The 18,192-nt window shown below is 73.3% G+C and carries 15 protein-coding genes and 1 riboswitch; of the genes, 11 read left to right on the forward strand and 4 right to left on the reverse strand.

Going from position 1 to position 18,192, the window contains the following annotated elements:
• Positions 1 to 56 precede the first annotated feature (56 nt).
• A complete protein-coding gene (locus JNO54_RS07875; RefSeq protein WP_204143403.1) occupies positions 57 to 971 on the forward strand; it encodes a PAC2 family protein in 915 nt (304 codons plus the stop codon).
• 4 nt (positions 972 to 975) lie between these two features.
• On the opposite strand, the gene JNO54_RS07880 is transcribed toward JNO54_RS07875, so the two are convergent.
• On the reverse strand, positions 976 to 2,676 hold the full coding sequence (locus tag JNO54_RS07880) for a DNA polymerase (RefSeq protein ID WP_204143404.1): 1,701 nt from the start codon (positions 2,674 to 2,676) through the stop codon (positions 976 to 978).
• 135 nt (positions 2,677 to 2,811) lie between these two features.
• Between JNO54_RS07880 and JNO54_RS07885 the strand changes: the two genes are divergently transcribed.
• The 6 genes from JNO54_RS07885 to JNO54_RS14485 all read left to right on the forward strand — a co-directional run bounded on the left by JNO54_RS07885 (position 2,812) and on the right by JNO54_RS14485 (position 8,828).
• Positions 2,812 to 3,540 carry an EcsC family protein gene (locus JNO54_RS07885; RefSeq protein WP_307818117.1) on the forward strand — a complete coding sequence of 243 codons (729 nt, stop codon included), beginning with the start codon at positions 2,812 to 2,814 and terminating at the stop codon, positions 3,538 to 3,540.
• Between the two features lie 95 nt (positions 3,541 to 3,635).
• The gene (locus tag JNO54_RS14970) at positions 3,636 to 4,037 is read left to right on the forward strand and encodes a YkvA family protein (RefSeq protein ID WP_204143406.1); all 402 of its coding nucleotides are present in this window, start codon (positions 3,636 to 3,638) and stop codon (positions 4,035 to 4,037) included.
• Between the two features lie 91 nt (positions 4,038 to 4,128).
• Entirely contained in the window at positions 4,129 to 5,115 is a 987-nt protein-coding gene (locus JNO54_RS07895) for a DUF4192 domain-containing protein (protein WP_204143407.1), read from the forward strand.
• 64 nt (positions 5,116 to 5,179) lie between these two features.
• Positions 5,180 to 5,289: riboswitch (SAM riboswitch) on the forward strand.
• Positions 5,290 to 5,302: 13 nt separating this feature from the next.
• Positions 5,303 to 6,427 (forward strand): homoserine O-acetyltransferase MetX, encoded by a 1,125-nt coding sequence (gene metX / locus JNO54_RS07900; protein ID WP_204143408.1) that lies wholly within the window; start codon positions 5,303 to 5,305, stop codon positions 6,425 to 6,427.
• A gap of 106 nt (positions 6,428 to 6,533) precedes the next feature.
• On the forward strand, positions 6,534 to 6,935 hold the full coding sequence (locus tag JNO54_RS07905) for a universal stress protein (RefSeq protein ID WP_204143409.1): 402 nt from the start codon (positions 6,534 to 6,536) through the stop codon (positions 6,933 to 6,935).
• Positions 6,936 to 7,202: 267 nt separating this feature from the next.
• Positions 7,203 to 8,828: an RNA polymerase sigma factor gene (locus JNO54_RS14485; protein ID WP_372430712.1), complete on the forward strand. Its 1,626-nt coding sequence runs from the start codon at positions 7,203 to 7,205 to the stop codon at positions 8,826 to 8,828.
• A gap of 106 nt (positions 8,829 to 8,934) precedes the next feature.
• Here JNO54_RS14485 and JNO54_RS07920 read toward each other — a convergent pair whose 3' ends face one another.
• From JNO54_RS07920 to JNO54_RS07930, 3 genes are read right to left on the reverse strand one after another with little or no spacing between them, the layout of a single operon-like run.
• Positions 8,935 to 11,205, reverse strand: coding sequence for a transglutaminase TgpA family protein (locus JNO54_RS07920; protein WP_204143410.1), 2,271 nt, complete (start codon positions 11,203 to 11,205; stop codon positions 8,935 to 8,937).
• Positions 11,205 to 12,410, reverse strand: coding sequence for a DUF58 domain-containing protein (locus JNO54_RS07925; RefSeq protein ID WP_204143411.1), 1,206 nt, complete (start codon positions 12,408 to 12,410; stop codon positions 11,205 to 11,207). The genes JNO54_RS07920 and JNO54_RS07925 overlap by 1 nt, the downstream gene beginning before the upstream one ends.
• A 43-nt stretch (positions 12,411 to 12,453) precedes the next feature.
• Positions 12,454 to 13,455, reverse strand: a complete 1,002-nt coding sequence (locus tag JNO54_RS07930) for an AAA family ATPase (protein ID WP_372430713.1) — start codon at positions 13,453 to 13,455, stop codon at positions 12,454 to 12,456.
• Positions 13,456 to 13,803: 348 nt separating this feature from the next.
• Here JNO54_RS07930 and mraZ point away from each other — a divergent pair, with 348 nt between their 5' ends.
• From mraZ to JNO54_RS07950, 4 genes are all read left to right on the forward strand, one after another.
• Positions 13,804 to 14,235 (forward strand): division/cell wall cluster transcriptional repressor MraZ, encoded by a 432-nt coding sequence (mraZ, locus tag JNO54_RS07935; protein WP_204143412.1) that lies wholly within the window; start codon positions 13,804 to 13,806, stop codon positions 14,233 to 14,235.
• A gap of 138 nt (positions 14,236 to 14,373) precedes the next feature.
• A complete protein-coding gene (rsmH, locus tag JNO54_RS07940) occupies positions 14,374 to 15,372 on the forward strand; it encodes a 16S rRNA (cytosine(1402)-N(4))-methyltransferase RsmH (protein ID WP_204143413.1) in 999 nt (332 codons plus the stop codon).
• Positions 15,369 to 15,980, forward strand: a complete 612-nt coding sequence (gene ftsL / locus JNO54_RS07945) for a cell division protein FtsL (protein ID WP_204143414.1) — start codon at positions 15,369 to 15,371, stop codon at positions 15,978 to 15,980. Before rsmH ends, ftsL begins: the two co-directional genes overlap by 4 nt.
• A 41-nt stretch (positions 15,981 to 16,021) precedes the next feature.
• A complete protein-coding gene (locus JNO54_RS07950) occupies positions 16,022 to 18,190 on the forward strand; it encodes a peptidoglycan D,D-transpeptidase FtsI family protein (protein WP_307818118.1) in 2,169 nt (722 codons plus the stop codon).
• Positions 18,191 to 18,192 lie beyond the last annotated feature (2 nt).

Here is an 18,192-nt window from a genome sequence, read left to right on the forward strand (position 1 = left end):
CCCCTTCGGCCGTGCTCGTTGCGACAATGAAGGCCTCACCCGACCAGGAGGACGACGTGACCGACCCGACCGAGCTCTACCGCTTCGAGGTCGACATCGAGCCGAGCATGCTCACGCCCGGCCCGATGATCGTCGCGCTCGACGGCTTCATCGACGCCGGGGGCGCCCAGCGCATCCTCGTCGACCACCTCCTCGAGGCGAGCGAGGCCCGGGTCGTCGCGTCCTTCGACGTCGACAGCCTGCTCGACTACCGCGGCCGCCGCCCGGTCATCGTCTTCGAGGCGACGCACTACCGCTCGTACGACGACCCGGCGCTGCTGCTCTACCGGCTCACCGACCGCGAGGGCCAGCCGTACTACCTCCTCACCGGGCCCGAGCCGGACTACCGGTGGGAGGCCGTGGTCATGGCGATCACCGACCTCATGCGCCGCCTGGGCATCACGCTCGCCGTCCAGACCCACGGCATCCCGATGGCCGTGCCACACACGCGTCCCGTCGGCATGACGGCGCACGCGACCGACGAGCGGCTCATCGGCGACCGCAAGCCGGTCTTCGGCACCGTCCAGATCCCGGCGAGCCTCAGCGCGCTGCTCGAGCTGCGGCTCGGGGAGGCCGGCTTCGACGCGCTCGGCTACGCGATCCACGTGCCGCACTACCTCGCCGGCTCCGCCTTCCACGACGGCGCGCTCACCGGGCTCAACGCGATCGTCGACGCGACCGGGCTCAACCTGCCCAACGACGCGCTCGTCCAGGCGGCGGGGGAGAACCGCGTCGAGATCGAGCGCGAGATCCAGCAGAACCCCGAGATCGCCGAGGCCGTCGCCGGGCTCGAGCGCCAGTACGACGTCCACCTCCGGGGCATCGAGAAGCCCAGCCTGCTCGCCCAGGAGAGCGACAAGCTGCCCTCCGCCGATGAGCTCGGCGCGGAGTTCGAGGACTTCCTGCGCACCGTCGACGAGGGCGACGCCTGAGGGTCTACTTCGCCTCAGACCACCGGCGCACGATGCTCGTGTCCGACACGAAGCGCACCCCGTCGTGCCCGGCCCAGCGCCGAGCGGTGAGCGTCAGCGCCTCGTCGACGAGCTCCGCGCACCGCTGACCGTGCGCCTCGGGCACGTGGACGAGCAGCTCGTCGTGCAGGCACAGGACGACCTGGCCGCCGAGCGGTCGCACCGCTGCGCGCACCGTCACGGCCCAGGCCTTGAAGAGCTCCGCGGCTGACCCCTGGATCACCGCGTTGCGTGCGAAGCGCCCCCGCGCCCGCCGCAGCCCCTCGACCTGGGTCGCGTCGGCGTCCCCGACCTCCCCGAGGTCGGTGCGCACGCGCCGGCCACCGTACGTCCGGACCGGCCGGCCCCCTTCGCCCTCGCGCTGCGCCGCGTCGAGGTGACGCATCGCGACCGGGTAGGCCCGCTCGAGCCCGCGCAGCGCCTCGCCGGCTGCGCCGCTGCGCTGGCCGTACATCGCCGCGAGCACCGCGATCTTGGCGACCGACCGCTCGACCCCGAGCCGCTCGGCGACGGGCGAGTAGAGGTCGTCGGCCGCCGTCGCCGCGGCGAAGGAGCGGTCCTGCGAGACGACCGCGAGCACCCGCGGCTCGACCTGACCGAGGTCGGCCCGGACGAGCACGTGGCCCGGCGCGGCGGCCACACCAGGTCGCAGCTCCGCGGGGAGGTTGTGCAGCCCGGCCTGCGCCGTCATCCGTCCGGCCGCCCCGTCGCATGCGGTCCACACCCCCCGCAGCCGGTCGTCCGCACCGACGTGGGTCGCCAGCCAGCGCCACCCGTAGGTCGTCGCGATGCGCTCGCGGCGACGCCACTCGAGCAGCGCCGGCACGAGCGGGTGACGGTCGACGTGCTCCATGAGGACCCATTTGCGGGTGCTCGGGACATCGACGCCGGCGGTCGCGAGCAACCCCTTGACCGACGCCGGGTTGCGCAGGTCGACCCGCCCGATGCCGGGCACGGTGGCCAGCACCGGCGCGTCCCGCTCGGCCCGGGCGCGCATCTCGTCCTGCTCGGTGGCCGGCCGCGCGCCGGCTGCCTCGGTGACCAGCCGCTCGAGCTCCTCCCGGTCGACCGGCAGGCCGTCGCGCTCGAGCTCGACGGCGAGGACCGCGGCCGCCGACTCGGCGTGCGTCGTCATGACGGCCCGGGGGCCGACCCGCTCGAGCGCGGCCTGCTGACGGGCGGCGGCCTCGAGCGCCGCCCGTCCCCAGGCGACCGCCCGGTCCACGCCGACGACCCAGCCCGGGCCCGCGTCGGCCCGCAGGTAGCCGTCGGGGCGCACGAGGACCTCCGGCTCGTCGGCCGAGGAGTCGAGGACCGCGAAGAGGTCGTCGCCGGGAGGCGCCGGGATGGCCGCCGGGTCGAGGTCGTGCACGGCCGCCCACACCGTCGCCGGGTCGGCCCGCCAGCCGCCGTGGATCAGCCGGTGCGCCTCGGCGAGGTCCCACACGCGGGGCAGCGCGACACCGACGGAGAGGACCGCGGCGAGATCGCGGGCGGACCAGGTGACCCAGCGGGTCGACGCGGAGCGCTCGGCGAGGACCGTGCGAGCACGGGCCTCCCGTAGGTCGTAGCTCTCGTGGCCGGCGGCAGTCACCGCCACGACGAGGCCGGAGCCGTCGACGACGAGCGCGCTCGAGGGCGCGGGGACGCCGGGGTCGGTGCTCACCCGGCAACGCTAGTCGGGCCCCCGGACGGCCGTCCGCGATCGGGGGGGTCTCGTAGCGGTGTGAGGAGCCTCCTCTTTGGCAGGATGAGACGCCGGACGAGGGCTCGAGGCCCTCGCGAGACGAGGAGGACGTCAGTGGGCTTCATCACCGATGCACTGGGCTTCGGCAAGGACCAGAAGAAGCAGGTCCAGCAGACCAGGTCAGCCCTCGAGCAGGCGCAGGACCCCCAGCCGCAAGGTGGCTTCGGCGGCTCGGTGAGCAAGGTCGTCGAGAACCTGCTGGACACCGGCATCGACGGCAAGGGCCCCTTCGACTCCGCGGCCAAGGTCGCGGACGCGGCACGGGCCAAGCACGGCGGCGACGTCGAGAAGGCCGTCGGGGAGGTCGTCCGCGACCACCTCAAGCTCGTCGCGGCGAGCGGCTTCGTGACCAACCTCGGCGGCTTCATCACGCTGCCCGTCTCGCTGCCCGCCAACGTGCTCGGCTTCTACGTCCTCGCGACGCGGATGTCGGCAGCCGTGGCCCGCCTGCGCGGCTACGACATCGCCGACCCGAGGATCCGCAGCGCCGTGCTGCTCTCGCTCGTCGGCGCCGACAGCCAGGACCTGCTCGCCAAGGCCGGCATGGTCGCCCCGAGCGGCCGCCTCACCGCCCTCGCGGCGCAGCGGCTGCCCGGCCCGGCACTCATGGTCGTCAACAAGGCGGTCGGATTCCGCCTGCTGAGCACCGCGGGCAGGAAGACCTTCTCCCGCTTCGGCCGCTCGATCCCGCTCGTCGGCGGGGCCGTCGGTGCCGGCATGGACGGCTGGCTCATGAAGCAGCTCGGTGACCACGTCCGCAAGGAGTTCCCGCCCGCAGCCTGAGACGACGGGGGCGGCCGCGGTGGGAATCCGTGGCCGCCCCTGGTCGTTCTACGACCCGAGGGCCCGCGCCGCGGGCCACGACCGAGGGGATACCCGTGGCCCGTCGACTCCGCACCGCCGCCAACCTTGCGAGCGCCGTCCGCAGCGCCTCGCGCCCCGGTTCGCCGAGCCTGCTCGAGCGCATCGCCGCACTGCCGCGGATGATCCGCGCCGTGCGCAGCGGCCGCTATACCGGGCTGTCCAACGGTCAGCTTGCCCTGATGCTCGCCGGGCTCGGCTACGTCCTCTCGCCGGTCGACCTCGTGCCCGAGGGTCTGCTGCTCGTCGTCGGCCTGCTCGACGACGCGGTGGTGCTCTCATGGCTGGCCGTCCAGCTCGTGGGTGAGACCGAGGCCTTCCTCGAGTGGGAGCGCACCGCCGCCCCGGCCTCCGACGGCTACCCGCGCGCCGCGTACGCGAGGGCGCAGACGGTGCCCTCCGAGGTCGTCCGCGACTGAGGTCCTCCACAGCGGGCCGCGCCGGCCGATCGCTGTCCACAGCCGGACGAAGGGGGCGACGCCCCCTTCGTCCTGACGGTTGCCTCTCCCCATGGAGACCGCACGCGCCACGAACCCCGCCGAGCTCGCCGTCATCGTCCCGTACCTCCTGGGCTTCCACCCCGAGAGGTCACTCGTCGTCCTCGCCCTCGAGGGCAAGCGCCTCGGGCTGACCCAGCGGATGGACCTCGTCCCCGAGGAGCACGCCCGGGACGTCGTGCGCCAGATGATCGGGCACGTCGCCCGGTCCGGGGCGAGCACGATCGCCGCGCTCGCCTTCGAGCGTGAGCCGGGGGAGTCGGACCCGATGCGCGCCGAGCTGATGTCCCTCGTGTGCTCCCGCGTCATCCGGTGCGTGACGAGCATCGTCGTCCGGGACGGTCGCTGGTTCGATCCCGACGGCGTGGTGCCCCGGTCGCGGCCGGAGGGCGAGCCCCTGCCCGAGCCGAGTCGGGTGCCTGCGGTCGCCGTCTTCGTCGGCGAGGGGCGGGTGCCCCTGCCGGGGCGCGAGTCGCTCCGTGAGCTCGTGGCGACCGGCACGAGCGAGGTCACCGAGGAGGTCGGGTCTGCCCTGGACGCCATCGCCACGGAGGAGGTCTGCGTCGACCCGAGCCCTGTCCGTGCCTGGCGCACCGCCCTGGCGCCCGGGGGAGCCGACGACCCCGAGGTTGTCGCCGAGGCGCTCGTCGCGCTGCGCGACGTCATCTGGCGGGATGCTCTCATCGCGGCCCTCTGCCCGGGCTGGATGCCCGACGGCCTGCTCGCGGACGAGCCCGTCGAGGCTGCCCGTGCGGCCGTCACAGACCTCGACCCCGCGCTGGCGCTGGAGCGTCTCGCGACGCTCGTGCACGCGGCACCTCGGGACGAGGCCGCCCCGGTCCTCACCGTCCTCGCCCAGGTCGCCTGGTCGCGCGGCGACGGCGCGCTCGCGAGCATCGCCCTCGAGGAGGCGCTCGCGATCGAGCCGGGCTACCGGCTCGCCGACCTGCTCGACCGGCTCGTCAGCAGCGGTGTCCGGACGCCCCCGGCGGCTGCCTGACCGAGCGGTCCTGAGGGTGAGACGCCCGTGGATCTCCCCGGATCCCGTCGCTATAGTGCGACCAGGTCATGAGTCTCAGCATCAAGCCCCGGCTTGCTGGGCGGCAACCCTCCTCGCGATGGGGTGCCCCGGGTGATGACCTGGCCGCACCGTCGGGGTGCGGCAATGCGAGCACAGGAGCACCCTCATGAGTGTGACGTCGGTCTTCCGGCCCAGCGCCGCGTGGCGCGAGGGCGATGACCCGGGCCACCGCCAGTTCTGCGACATCGGCCATCTGGAGCTCGAACGCGGCACGCGTCTGCCCGACGTGACGATGGCCTACGAGACGTGGGGGACCCTGGCGCCCGACGGCTCCAACGCCGTCCTCGTCGAGCACGCCCTGACCGGTGACAGCCATGTCGTCGGCGAGCAGAGCCACGCCCACCCGACCCCTGGTTGGTGGGAGGGCATGGTCGGCCCCGGCCGACCCCTCGACACCGACCGCTGGTTCGTCGTCGCGCCGAACGTCCTCGGTGGTTGCCAGGGCACGACCGGCCCGAGCAGTGTCGCCGTCGACGGCCGGGCCTGGGGCTCCCGCTTCCCGCAGATCACCATCCGCGACCAGGTGAGCGCCGAGGCCCGGCTGGCCGACGAGCTCGGTATCGCCCGGTGGGCCGCCGTCATCGGCGGCTCGATGGGTGGCATGCGTGCCATCGAGTGGGCGGTGGGCCACCCGGACCGGGTGGAGCGAGCCGTCGTCCTCGCGAGCACCGCCTACGCGACCGCCGAGCAGATCGGGTGGTCCCAGGCGCAGGTGCTCGCGATCCGCAACGACCCGCACTTCGCCGACGGCGACTACTACCGCCAGCCCGTCGGACCGGACGCCGGCCTGGCGATCGCCCGGCAGATCGCCCACGTCACCTACCGCAGCGAGCTCGAGCTGCACGACCGCTTCGGCCGCCGCCCTCAGGGCGACCGGTCGGGCTCCCCCTTCGCCGTCGAGAGCTACCTCGACCACCACGGGACCAAGCTCGCCGGCCGCTTCGACGCCAACTCCTACATCGTCCTCACCGAGGCGATGAACTCGCACGACGTCGGTCGGGGCCGCGGCGGCCTCCAGGCCGCCCTGTCCCGTTTCGCCGGTGAGCTGACCGTCGTCGCGGTCGACAGCGACCGGCTCTACCCGCCCCGCCTCACCGCCGAGGTTGCCGCCCTGCGACCCGGCACCCGCCAGGCGACGATCCGGAGCCGCTCCGGGCACGACGGGTTCCTCACCGAGATCGACCAGGCCGGCGAGGTCGTCGCCGCAGCGCTCGCGAGGCACCCGCGCTGATGCCCCGGTGCGCGACACCGGGTCTCGGCCTTCGTGGGATCCGTGCCGCTGTGCGTCCACCCGTGTAGCGTCGCCCGCAAGTGTCAACGAAGCGAAGGAGCAGGCCATGACGATCGTCGTCGGTTACGTCGCGACCAAGGAGGGTCGGGCCGCGCTCGACCGTGCGGTTGCCGAGGCGAAGCTGCGCACGCAGCCACTCGTCGTCATCAACTCGGACCGCGGCGGGTCGGGCTTCACCGGTGAGCACGCGGCCGAGCAGGAGCAGGCCCTCCAGGGGGTCAAGGACCAGATGGCCGCCGCCGGCATCGAGGTCGACGTCCGCGGCCTCGTGCGGGGCAAGGAGCCGGCCGAGGACCTCATCGCCGTCGCTGAGGAGACGAACGCCGAGCTCATCGTCATCGGCCTGCGCCGCCGCACCCCGGTGGGCAAGCTGATCCTGGGTTCGAACGCCCAGCGGGTGCTCCTCGACGCCCCGTGCCCGGTGCTCGCGGTCAAGGCTGAGAGCTGACCGCACCGCGTCCGTCTGCCGCAGCCCTGACGAACGGTCCGCACGAGTCCTCGTGCGGACCGTTCGCGTCGCGCGACTTATAATGGAGGCAGCCCACGGCCCAGCGCCTCACGGCTCCCCCCACGGAAGTGACCGGACGCGCCTGCGCCGATCGCCTCGAGGAGAGCCAGGGCCACGCCAGCTCAGCGCTACGGAAGGTGTCGGTACCTCTTGTCGTCTCCATCGACGTCGTCGGGCTCCTTGCCCCGCGACTTCTACCACCCAGCCGTGCAGACCCTCCTTCGCAAGGGCCACACCAACGGGGGAGTGACCGGGGAGGACGTCAGGTCCGTCGTCGACGAGGCAGGGATCACGCCAGCGCGGCTTCGCGTTGTGCTTCAGACGCTGAAGGAACAGGGAATCGAGGTTCAGGTGCCAGCCACCACGAAGACCACCGCCAAGAAGGCTGCGTCCACGACGAAGAAGGCCGCCACGAAGAAGACCGCCGCCACCGCGAAGAAGGCCCCGGCCGCCAAGGCCGCCACCGAGGCGGCGGCTGCCGAGAAGGCCTCCGCGAAGAAGGCCCCCGCGGCCAAGAAGGCCGCTCCCGCCAAGGCGGAGGCTCCCGCGAAGAAGGCCGCGACGGCCAAGGCCGCACCCGCCAAGAAGGCCGCGCCCGCGAAGGCCGCACCGGCGAAGAAGACTGCCACCAAGAAGGTCGGCGCGACGAAGGCCGCGGCGTCCAGCGCAGCCGCGCCCGCCAAGAAGACCGCGGCGAAGAAGACGACGGCCAAGAAGGCCCCCGCCAAGAAGGCCGCGGCGACCAAGACCGCCGCCGTCGACGAGCCGGACGAGGTCCCTGAGGACGCCGAGGTCGACGCCGACGACGCCGAGGACAAGGACGTCAAGGCCGAGTCCGAGTCGGGCACGGACGAGAGCGCGGGCTTCGTCCTGTCCAACCAGGACGAGGACGACGCGCCCGCCCAGCAGGTCGTCACGGCCGGCGCCACCGCCGACCCCGTCAAGGACTACCTCAAGCAGATCGGCAAGGTCGCGCTGCTCAACGCCGAGCAGGAGGTCGAGCTCGCCAAGCGGATCGAGGCAGGCCTCTTCGCGGAGGAGAAGCTCGGCTCGGGCGAGAAGCTTGACGCCAAGCTCAAGCGCGAGCTGTGGTGGATCGCCCAGGACGGCAAGAACGCCAAGAACCACCTCCTCGAGGCCAACCTGCGACTCGTCGTCTCGCTCGCCAAGCGCTACACCGGTCGCGGCATGCTCTTCCTCGACCTGATCCAGGAGGGCAACCTCGGCCTCATCCGTGCGGTCGAGAAGTTCGACTACACCAAGGGCTACAAGTTCTCGACGTACGCCACCTGGTGGATCCGGCAGGCGATCACCCGCGCGATGGCCGATCAGGCGCGCACCATCCGCATCCCGGTGCACATGGTCGAGGTCATCAACAAGCTCGCCCGCGTGCAGCGCCAGATGCTCCAGGACCTGGGCCGTGAGCCCACCCCGGAGGAGCTGGCCAAGGAGCTCGACATGACGCCCGAGAAGGTCGTCGAGGTCCAGAAGTACGGCCGCGAGCCGATCTCGCTGCACACGCCGCTCGGCGAGGACGGCGACTCCGAGTTCGGTGACCTCATCGAGGACTCCGAGGCGGTCGTCCCGGCCGACGCCGTCTCCTTCACCCTCCTTCAGGAGCAGCTGCACAGCGTCCTCGACACGCTCTCGGAGCGCGAGGCGGGCGTGGTGTCGATGCGCTTCGGTCTCACCGACGGTCAGCCCAAGACCCTCGACGAGATCGGCAAGGTCTACGGCGTGACCCGCGAGCGGATCCGCCAGATCGAGTCCAAGACGATGAGCAAGCTGCGCCACCCGAGCCGCTCGCAGGTCCTGCGCGACTACCTCGACTGACGAGCTGCGCAAGGGCCCACCCGCCCTCCCGGACCGCGGGATCGACGAAGGGACCGTCACCTCGAGGTGACGGTCCCTTCGTCGTCCACGCGGGTACCGCGCAGCGTCAGCGGCGGCGCACCTGGTCCACGACCCGACCGGGCAGCCCGGCCCACCAGCGCACGGCGCTGCGGGGGACCAGCGCGGAGCGCACCCGTGACCCGCCGGCGCGGGAGCGGCGGACCCGCGAGACGAGGTCGTCGACGTCGTCCCGCACCTGCTGGGCGTCCTCGCGCGACGGGGCCCCGGACGGCGGTGCGTAGCGGGCCCGCTCGAGGGTCGTGACGATCCGTCGCATCTGATCGGTGCCGCGGGCGCCGGCCCCGGACCGGTGGACGAGCTGCCGCCCGGCGGCGCGTGGTGTCGCCCCCGGTGTCGCGGACATGCCGAGGTCCCCGAGATCGGTGAGGAGACGGTCCCAGTCGGCCTCGATCTGCTCGGCCGGCGGCCGCGGCGAGCGGCGGCTGCGCTCTCGGAGCACGAGGGCCGTGAGCGGGAGGACGGCGAGGAGCGCCAGGACGACGACCGCCCACAGCAGACGGGAGAGCCAGGACGACTCATCGGTCGGCTCCGCGGACGGCTCGACCGCGCCTGGGTCGGTCGTCTCGGAGGTGGTCGGGGCCGACGTCGTCGCGGTCGTCGTCTCGGTCGCGGTGCCGCCCTGCCGCTCGATGGAGTAGCCGGGCACGGTGGCGGCGCGTCCCCCCGGCGTGGGCTCGAAGCGCAGCCACCCCACCCCGTCGATGTACAGCTCGGGCCAGGCGTGGGCGTCGGCGGCCCGGACGACCCGCTCGGCGTCCTGCCCGGAGCCGGTGGGTGCCCCCGGGAGGAAGCCGACGACGAAGCGTGCGGGGATCTCGCGCACCCGTGCGAGGTGGACCATCGTCGCCGCGAACTGCTGGCAGTAGCCCTGCTTCGTGTCGAGGAAGTGGCTGATCGGGTGCTGCCCGGCGCCCCTCGGCGCGAGCTCCAGGTCGTAGGTGAACTCGCTCCCGCGCAGATAGGTCTGGATCGCCTGCGCGCTCTGGAGCGGCCCGGCGTCCGCGGGGACGATCGCGTCGAGCACCTCCTCGAGCTCGGGGACGATCTCCTCGTCGACACCCAGGTACGGCGTGCGCTCGGGCAGGAGGTCGGGGTCGCTCGTCGTCGCGCGCTCGGTCACCGTGTCGGTGTCGGTGAGGGGCGGCCGGTAGGTGACCGCGTAGCTGTCCGGCGCCGACCCGACCCGGACCACCCCTTCGTCGTCGATGGACCAGCGGCCCAGACCGTCGACAGACTCCGCGGCGAAGGGGGCGGGCAGCTGGGGCGCACGGATCCGCGACTCCTCGACGACGGTGGTGCGGGTGGCGTCCTGGACCATCGGGAGCCCGAAGGCGGACGGGTCGCCGAGCTCGACGAGCCGGCCGGTGGGCTCGATCTGGGCCTGGCCGTCCTCGAACCTCCGGGCGACGCCGACGCGAAGGGGTGGTGGGCTCGGGTCGTCGGTGCGGTACCGCATGACGGGTGAGGGGTCCTGGTCCTCCATGCTGCGGCGCAGGTCGATCTCGCTCGAGATCGCGACCCGGCCCCGGCCGCCCGGGCCGTCACCATCCTCGGCCGGTCGCAGCCAGGTCCCGACGACCGTGGCCGGCAGGTGGGGCACGAAGGCCGGGACGACGACCGCCAGGGCGAGGCCGGCGGCGGCGAGCCCGACACCCTGCCGGACGAAGTCGCGCCGGGCGCTCTCCTCGACGTCCTCACCCGGTCCGCCGAGCAGGTGGTTGGCCCAGCGGCGCTGCTGGTCACGCGTCTGGTGGGCCAGGAGCAGCAGCCACAGGCCCGCCGGGAGGACGAAGTCGAGCCACGGGAGGCCGGAGGGGGCGTTGGCGGCGCTGATCCCGTAGAGGGCGACGACCGGCAGGCCGGCGAGCGTCGGAGAGTCCGCCGTCGCCGCCGCGAGGTCGGCCGTCAGCGCGACGAGGCCGATGATCGCCGCGAGCGAGAAGTCGATGCCGGGGTTGACCGGTGCGGGCGCTGCGTAGCCGAGGATCGTCTCGCGCGACTGGAGCAGGAGGTCGCCGAAGGCGCTCGCGGTCTGCGGTGTCGGGACGAGGTACCACAGGGTGTCCCGGGCGAAGAGGAGCGCGAGCGTCCCGACGAGCCCGAGGGTCTGCGCGACGAAGACCGCCGTCACCGACCGGGTCGCGGAGCGCACGAGCACCCCGAGGAGGACGACGACGGCCACGACGAGGAGCGCCGGTCGCAGGAAGCTCGTCTCGACGAAGAGATGACGCAGCGGGAGCGCCGCGGCGAGGACGGCGCCCGCGGCGATGACGGCGGCGACGGCCGAGCGGAGCATCAGGCCTCACCCCCCGCGACGAGGTCGGACCACAGGTCGGTGACCCGGGCGCGGGCGGTGACGTCGACCGCGCGCCAGCCGCCGGCGGCGAGGAGCACAGCGGTCGCGCTCACGTCGGTGCCGCCCCGCTCGAAGAGCTCGGCGTCGACGACGAGAGCGACACCTCGGCCGACCCGGGTGAGACGGCGCACGGCGGCCTCGTCGAGCGGGCCGACGACGGCAATGATCGTCCCGCCGCCGTGCTCGGAGAGCTCGGCCGCCGCCTCGAGCAGACCACCGGCGTCGTCCTCGCGCGTGAGGGTGACGACGGCGAGCGCGGCGAGCGCCTCCTCGACCGAGGGGAGCGGGGTCATCGGCTCGGAGGTGAGGTCGGCGGTCGCGAGGTAGGTCTCGTGGTCGCGGGCGACGAGGTGGGTGGCGACAGACGCGGCGGCGCTCACGGCCCACTCGAGCGACCCGGCGCCACCGGTGCCGATGTGGGAGGAGGCCCGGTTGTCCAGGAGCACGAGCGCGCGCCGACGGCCGGGCTGCTCGTCCTGGCGCACCATCATCGAGCCGGTCCGCGCCGTGGAGGGCCAGTGGATGCGGCGCAGGTCGTCGCCGTCGCGGTACTCGCGCACGCCGACATCGCTCGCCCCGTGGAGGGTCACCCGGTGCGAGGACTCCTCCTCACCACCGCTGCCTGCCTGCATCGGCGGCAGCCCGCTCAGCGGGTAGGTCCGGGGGAGCACGAGGACGCTGCTCTCGCCGGGGAGGACGACCTCGCGGCGGGCCAGTCCGAAGGCGTCGGACACCCGGACGGTCAGCGGCCCGAGGTGGTGACGCCCGCGGACGTGCGAGCGGGCCCGGTAGGTGATCTGCCGCTCGCCGTCGACCCCGATGCGGGCGAGGAGCATCCGGGGCCGGTCGCCCAGCGCGTAGGTGACCCGCTCCTCGGCGACGAGCTGCGGCGAGGTGGCCGTGCCGGTGTTGCGCAGCCGCAGGTCGACCGTCGCCGGGGTGCCCGGCGGGACCATCGGCGGGACGACGTCGCGGCTCACGGCGAGGTCGAAGCGCCGCGCGACGAGGAACCGCGCGATGAAGGGGAGCACCACGAGCAGCGCGCCCGCTCGGGTGAGGTCCCGCACCCCGAGGAGCACCCCGCCGGCGACGAGGGCCAGCCCGAGCCCGAGCACGGCCGAGCCGCGCCGCGTCAGCCCGCGCACGGCTGCCCGGTCCGGGTGGGGTCGGCGCTCACCGGCTGGGCCCTCACCGGCCGCCGGGCACCCGGGTGCGACGCACGACGTCCTCGATGACCGAGGCCGGCGACTCCCGGGCGAGGTGCGCCTGGCTGCTGAGGATGATCCGGTGGGCGAGGAGCGGCACGGCCAGGGCCTGGACGTCGTCGGGCAGCACGTGGTCGCGGCCGGCGAGGGCGGCCCGGGACCGGGCGGCCCGCAGCAGGTGCAGGGTCGCCCGGGGGGAGGCGCCGAGCCGGATCGAGGAGTGCGAGCGGGTGGCCGAGGTGAGGTCGACGACGTACTGCCGGGCAGCCTGGGAGGCGTGGACACCGCGGACGGTGCCGATGAGGTCGGCGATGCCCTCGGCGTCGGTCACCGGCCGGACGTCGTCGAGCGGCGACCTCGCGCCGTGGTGGTCGAGCATCGCTACCTCGGCGCGGTGGTCGGGGTAGCCGACGGACACCCGGGCCATGAAACGGTCACGCTGCGCCTCGGGCAGGGGATAGGTGCCCTCCATCTCCACCGGGTTCTGGGTGGCGATGATGATGAAGGGGTGCGGGAGCTGGTGGGTGCGCCCGTCCACAGTGACGCTGTGCTCCTCCATGCACTCCAGCAGCGCGGACTGGGCCTTCGGCGAGGCGCGGTTGATCTCGTCGCCGACGACGACGTTGGCGAAGACGGCGCCCTGCCGGAACTCGAAGGCCCGTGAGTCCTGGTTGAAGATGCTCACGCCGGTGATGTCGCTCGGCAGCAGGTCGGGGGTGAACTGGATCCGCCGCACCGAGGCGTCGATCGCGCGCGCCAGCGTCTTGGCGAGCATCGTCTTGCCGACCCCGGGCACGTCCTCGACGAGCAGGTGGCCCTCGGCGAGCAGCACCGTGATGGCGGTGCTCACGACGTCGCTCTTGCCCTCGATGACGGCGTTCATCGTCGCGGTGAGGCGTGACCCGACCTCCCCGAGGCGAGCCAGCTCGTCAGGCGTGGGCGCGCTCGGGGGGGCGGGACGTGTGGTCTGGTCTGCCGGGATCAACCGGGGTCCTCTCGTCACTGACAGTCGTGCGGGCCGCGCCGGGCGGCCGTGGTCCTCCCACGACGCCCCACTGTCCTCCCGACCCTAGGGCGAAGGGGCCCCTCCCGGACCCCCTGGGTCCCGGTTCTGTGGGCCCGCGGTCCCGATCCGGGGCGTGCCATCCCTTCGCCAGGGTTGCCAGGCCGTTTTCCCTCCACTTTGCACCACCGCGGATTCCCAAGGAAAAGTCGGGGAGAAAACGCAAGCTCAGGCGTCAGATGGGTGGTTTCTGGAGCAGGGGTGGAGTAAAGTGGGGGACATCGGGACACGGTGGCGCCCGGAGGGTCGAGCAGCAGGGGAGGTGAGCCGGTGTTCCTCGGTACCCACACCCCGCGTCTGGACGACAAGGGACGCCTCTTCCTCCCCGCGAAGTTCCGCGACCGCCTCGCCACCGGCCTCGTCGTCACCCGCGGCCAGGAGCGCTGCCTCTACGTCTTCCCGCTCGAGACCTTCACCGACATCGCCACCGAGATGCAGAAGGCCCCGACGAGCAGCCGGGCCGCCCGCGACTACATGCGCGTCTTCCTCTCCGGCGCCTCCGACGAGATCCCCGACAAGCAGGGCCGGGTGACCATCCCCGCGGCGCTGCGCCAGTACGCCGGCCTCACCAAGGACTGCACCGTCATCGGTGCCGGCAACCGGCTCGAGCTGTGGGACTCCGAGGCGTGGGAGCGCTACCTCGCCGAGACCGAGCAGGCCTTCTCCGACCAGTCCGACGAGGTGATCCCGGGACTCATGTGAGCCGCTGCTGGGCCCCGGCCTCCAGCCGAGCCGACGCCGACGCGACTTCCCCCGCGCCGGACCGGTCCGGATGGGGACCAGGACCCAGCAGCCACCCGGGACCACCACCCACCACCACCGCAGAGAGAGGACAGACGCATGGCGACGACGGACGCGACGGCAGCGCAGCGTCACGTCCCCGTCATGCTCGAGCCCATCCTCGACCTCCTCGGCCCCGTCCTCGGCGACGGGGCCGTCCATGTCGACGGCACCCTCGGCATGGGTGGCCACGCCGAGGCCGTGCTCCGTCGCCACCCCGGCGTCCGGCTCGTCGCCATCGACCGCGACCCGCTCGCCCTCGAGCTCGCCGAGGAGCGGCTCACCCCCTTCGCCGACCGCGTCGACTATGCCCACGCGACGAACGACGAGATCGGCGACGTCCTCGACGACCTCGGCATCGAGGCGGCGCAGTCGATGTTCTTCGACCTCGGCGTGAGCAGCTTCCAGCTCGACGAGGCCGCGCGCGGCTTCGCCTACGCCCAGGACGCCCCGCTCGACATGCGGATGGACCCCGGCGCCCCGACGACGGCCGCCGACGTCCTCAACTCCTACGACGAGCGCGAGCTCTCGCGGGTCCTCCACGAGTACGGCGAGGAGCGCTTCGCCCGCAAGATCGCCCGGGCGGTCGTCCGTGAGCGGGAGCAGGCACCCTTCGAGACCTCCGCCCGGCTCGTCGAGCTGCTCCGCTCGACGATCCCCGCGGCCTCGCAGCGCAGCGGCGGCCACCCGGCCAAGCGCACCTTCCAGGCGCTGCGCATCGAGGTCAACGCCGAGCTCACCGTGTGGGAGCGCGCGCTGCCCGAGGCGCTCGCCCGGCTCGCCGTCGGCGGCCGGATCGCCGTCCTGTCCTTCCACTCCCTCGAGGACCGGATCACCAAGCGGGGGCTCGCTGCCGGCGCCGCCTCCACCTCGCCCGCCGGGCTCCCCGTCGAGCTCGAGGGGCATGCCCCCGAGCTGCGCCTGCTGACCCGCGGGGCCGCCACCCCCGACGCGGCCGAGCTGGCCGCCAACCCCCGATCTGCCTCGGTCCGCCTCCGCGCGGCCGAGCGCATCCGACCCGCCCGACGCCAGACCCACCCGGAGAGGACCTCGCGATGAGCCAGCTGACCGCCGCGACGACCATCGCCCGCCGCACCACGACGCCCAAGGGGGCGACGACGCGCGAGCTGCGCGTCCTCACCGCCGCCGACGCGACCGGGTCCCCGTGGTTCCCGATCCTCGTCGTCAGCCTGCTCCTCGCCGGTCTCGCCGGGGTGCTCGCGCTCAACACGACGATGGCGCGTGACTCCTTCGAGGTCGGCCGGCTCGAGGCCCGCGTCGCCGAGCTCTCCGACACCCGTGAGGCGCTGGCCCTGGAGGTCAACGCCCGCTCCGCCCCGCAGCACCTCGCCGTCAAGGCTCGCGACCTCGGCATGGTGCCCGCCGACAGCGCGGCCTTCGTCGACCTTGAGCATGGCACGGTCCTCGGCGTGGCGAAGCCGGCGAAGAAGCCCGAGGGATTTAGCGTGGGTGCAGCCGCCCGGGCGACGGGCGGCAGCGCGCCCGCCACCACGGCCCCGGCCGTCGGTGGAGGAGCGAGCACGACGGACCAGGCCAAGGACACCAAGGCCGACGACGCGGACAAGCAGGCGTCCGCGGCGGAGACGAAGAAGGCAGCGGAGAAGAAGGCCGCTGCGGACAAGAAGAGCAGCACCCCGTCGGACTGAGACACCGGCCGACCGAGACCGCACGACCCGAGGAGGACGACGTGACGCAGCGCCGCCCTGGCTCCGGCAGCGGTCCCCGCAGCACGACGCGCCAGGCCGCACCCGGCACGACGGCTCCCCGCAAGGCTGCGCCGAAGGCCTCCCGCACCCGGACGACGACGCGCGGGACCACCCCTTCGCGCCCGGCGACCCAGGGTACGGCGACGAAGGCCGCCCCCGCGAAGAGGTCCGCCCCCGCGAAGAAGGCCGCCCCCGCGAAGAAGGCCGCCCCCGCGACGAAGGCCGCACCGAGGCGCCCTGCCGCGAAGCCGGCAGCCGCCCGCCCCGCCCGGACGCACCCTCCCCGTCCGCCCCGGCCCCCGCGCCGGCCCACCGGTGGCGGCGCCACCCCGCCCCCGCCCGGCAACGCCCGGCTGCGGATGCGCGCGCTCATGGTCGCCAGCCTCTTCGTGCTCAGCCTCTTCGGCGCGCAGCTGCTGCGGATCCAGGGCTTCGACTCCGAGGCGGTCGCCCGCGACGCGCTCGCCCAGCGGACGACGACCGAGTCCATCCCGGCCCGGCGCGGCGCGATCTACGACGCCCACGGGACCGTCCTCGCGAGCTCGGCCGAGCGGCGCATCGTCGTCGTCGACCAGACCGCGGTGCCGGAGTACAAGAAGCGCGTCGACGGCACCCGCACGACCGTCGGCGTCGCTGGCGCTGCCGAGGACCTCGCGCCGATCCTCAAGAAGGACAAGGCCGAGCTCGTCGCCGCGCTCACCGGCGAGCGCCGCTACACGATCCTCGCGAAGAACATCTCGCCGCTCACCTGGCGCACGATCAGCGCGCTCGGCATCCCCGGCATCTACAGCGAGCGCTCCTCGCAGCGCACCTACCCGCAGTCGACGACGGTTGCCAGCCTCGTCGGGTTCGTCCAGCCGCAGGACCAGACCGCCGGTGGTGGCCTGGAGCTGATGCTCGACGAGACCCTCAGGGGCACCCCCGGGGAGGCGAGCTACGAGGTCGCCCAGGACGGCAGCCGCCTGCCCAACGCCAACGCCAACGTCAGCTCGGCCAAGCCCGGCAAGGACGTGCGGCTGACGATCGACAACGACGTCCAGTGGTACGCGCAGAACACCCTCGCCGCCAAGGTCGAGGAGACCGACGCCCTCTCCGGCACGGTCGTCGTCATGCGCGCCGACACCGCCGAGCTCGTCGCCCTCGCGAGCTACCCGACCTTCGACCCGAACAACCTCGGGGACGCCAAGGGCGTCTTCAGCAACCTCGCCTTCAGCGACGTCTTCGAGCCGGGCTCGACGAGCAAGATCATGACCGTCGCCGCTGGGCTCGAGGAGGGGACGATCGAGCCGGACACCCCGATGGTCCTGCCCGACCACCTCCGGCGGCACGACGCGATCCTGCGGGACAGCCACCCGCACCCGCTCGAGTACCGCACGGTCGGCGGCGCCCTCGCGCAGTCGAGCAACACCGGCATGATGCTCATCGGCGAGACGATGGAGCCCAAGACGCTCGAGGGCTACTTCCGCAAGTTCGGCCTCGGCCAGACGACCGGGTCCGGCTTCCCCGGCGAGTCGGGCGGCCTGCTGCCCGCGTCGGACGCCTGGGACGGCGTCCAGCGCTACACCGTCACGTACGGCCAGGGCCTCTCGACGACGGCCGTGCAGGTGGCCGGCGTCTTCCAGACCATCGCCAACAACGGCGTGCGGGTGACCCCGACGCTCGTCGCCGAGACCTCGGACGGCGAAGGGGGATGGACCCCGGCCCCCGCGGCCAAGCGTCACCGCGTCGTCTCGGAGGAGACCGCGAGGTCGGTCAACCGGATGCTCGAGGGGGTCGTCTCCGAGGAGGGCACCGCGCCGAAGGCCAAGATCGAGGGCTACCGGGTCGCCGGCAAGACGGGGACGGCCGACCGCTACGACGAGAAGGTCGGCGGCTACTCCGGCAAGACCGCGAGCTTCATCGGCTTCGCGCCCGCGGACGACCCCAAGCTCGTCGTCGCCGTCATCCTCCAGCGGCCGATCAAGGGCTACTTCGGTGGCCAGGTCGCCGCGCCCGTCTTCAAGGACGTCATGACGCACGCCCTGCAGACCGAGAAGGTCCCGCCGACCGCCGACGACAAGATCACACCGATCAGGACCAAGCTCGACGGGCCGCCCGCCGACGACACCCCGGGGCTGCTCAAGGACCGCGGTCTCGCGGGTGCGCGGTAGGG

Origin of the sequence: Janibacter endophyticus, assembly GCF_016888335.1 — a bacterium.
In the GTDB taxonomy this organism is placed as follows: domain Bacteria; phylum Actinomycetota; class Actinomycetes; order Actinomycetales; family Dermatophilaceae; genus Marihabitans; species Marihabitans endophyticum.

Bases quoted from the DNA above. Each gene is read 5' to 3' on its own strand.
- JNO54_RS07895 (WP_204143407.1), top strand. From the start codon at position 4,129: ATGGAGACCGCACGCGCCACGAACCCCGCCGAGCTCGCCGTCATCGTC.
- metX (WP_204143408.1), top strand. From the start codon at position 5,303: ATGAGTGTGACGTCGGTCTTCCGGCCCAGCGCCGCGTGGCGCGAGGGC.
- JNO54_RS07905 (WP_204143409.1), top strand. From the start codon at position 6,534: ATGACGATCGTCGTCGGTTACGTCGCGACCAAGGAGGGTCGGGCCGCG.
- JNO54_RS07920 (WP_204143410.1), bottom strand. From the start codon at position 11,205: ATGCTCCGCTCGGCCGTCGCCGCCGTCATCGCCGCGGGCGCCGTCCTC.
- rsmH (WP_204143413.1), top strand. From the start codon at position 14,374: ATGGCGACGACGGACGCGACGGCAGCGCAGCGTCACGTCCCCGTCATG.
- ftsL (WP_204143414.1), top strand. From the start codon at position 15,369: ATGAGCCAGCTGACCGCCGCGACGACCATCGCCCGCCGCACCACGACG.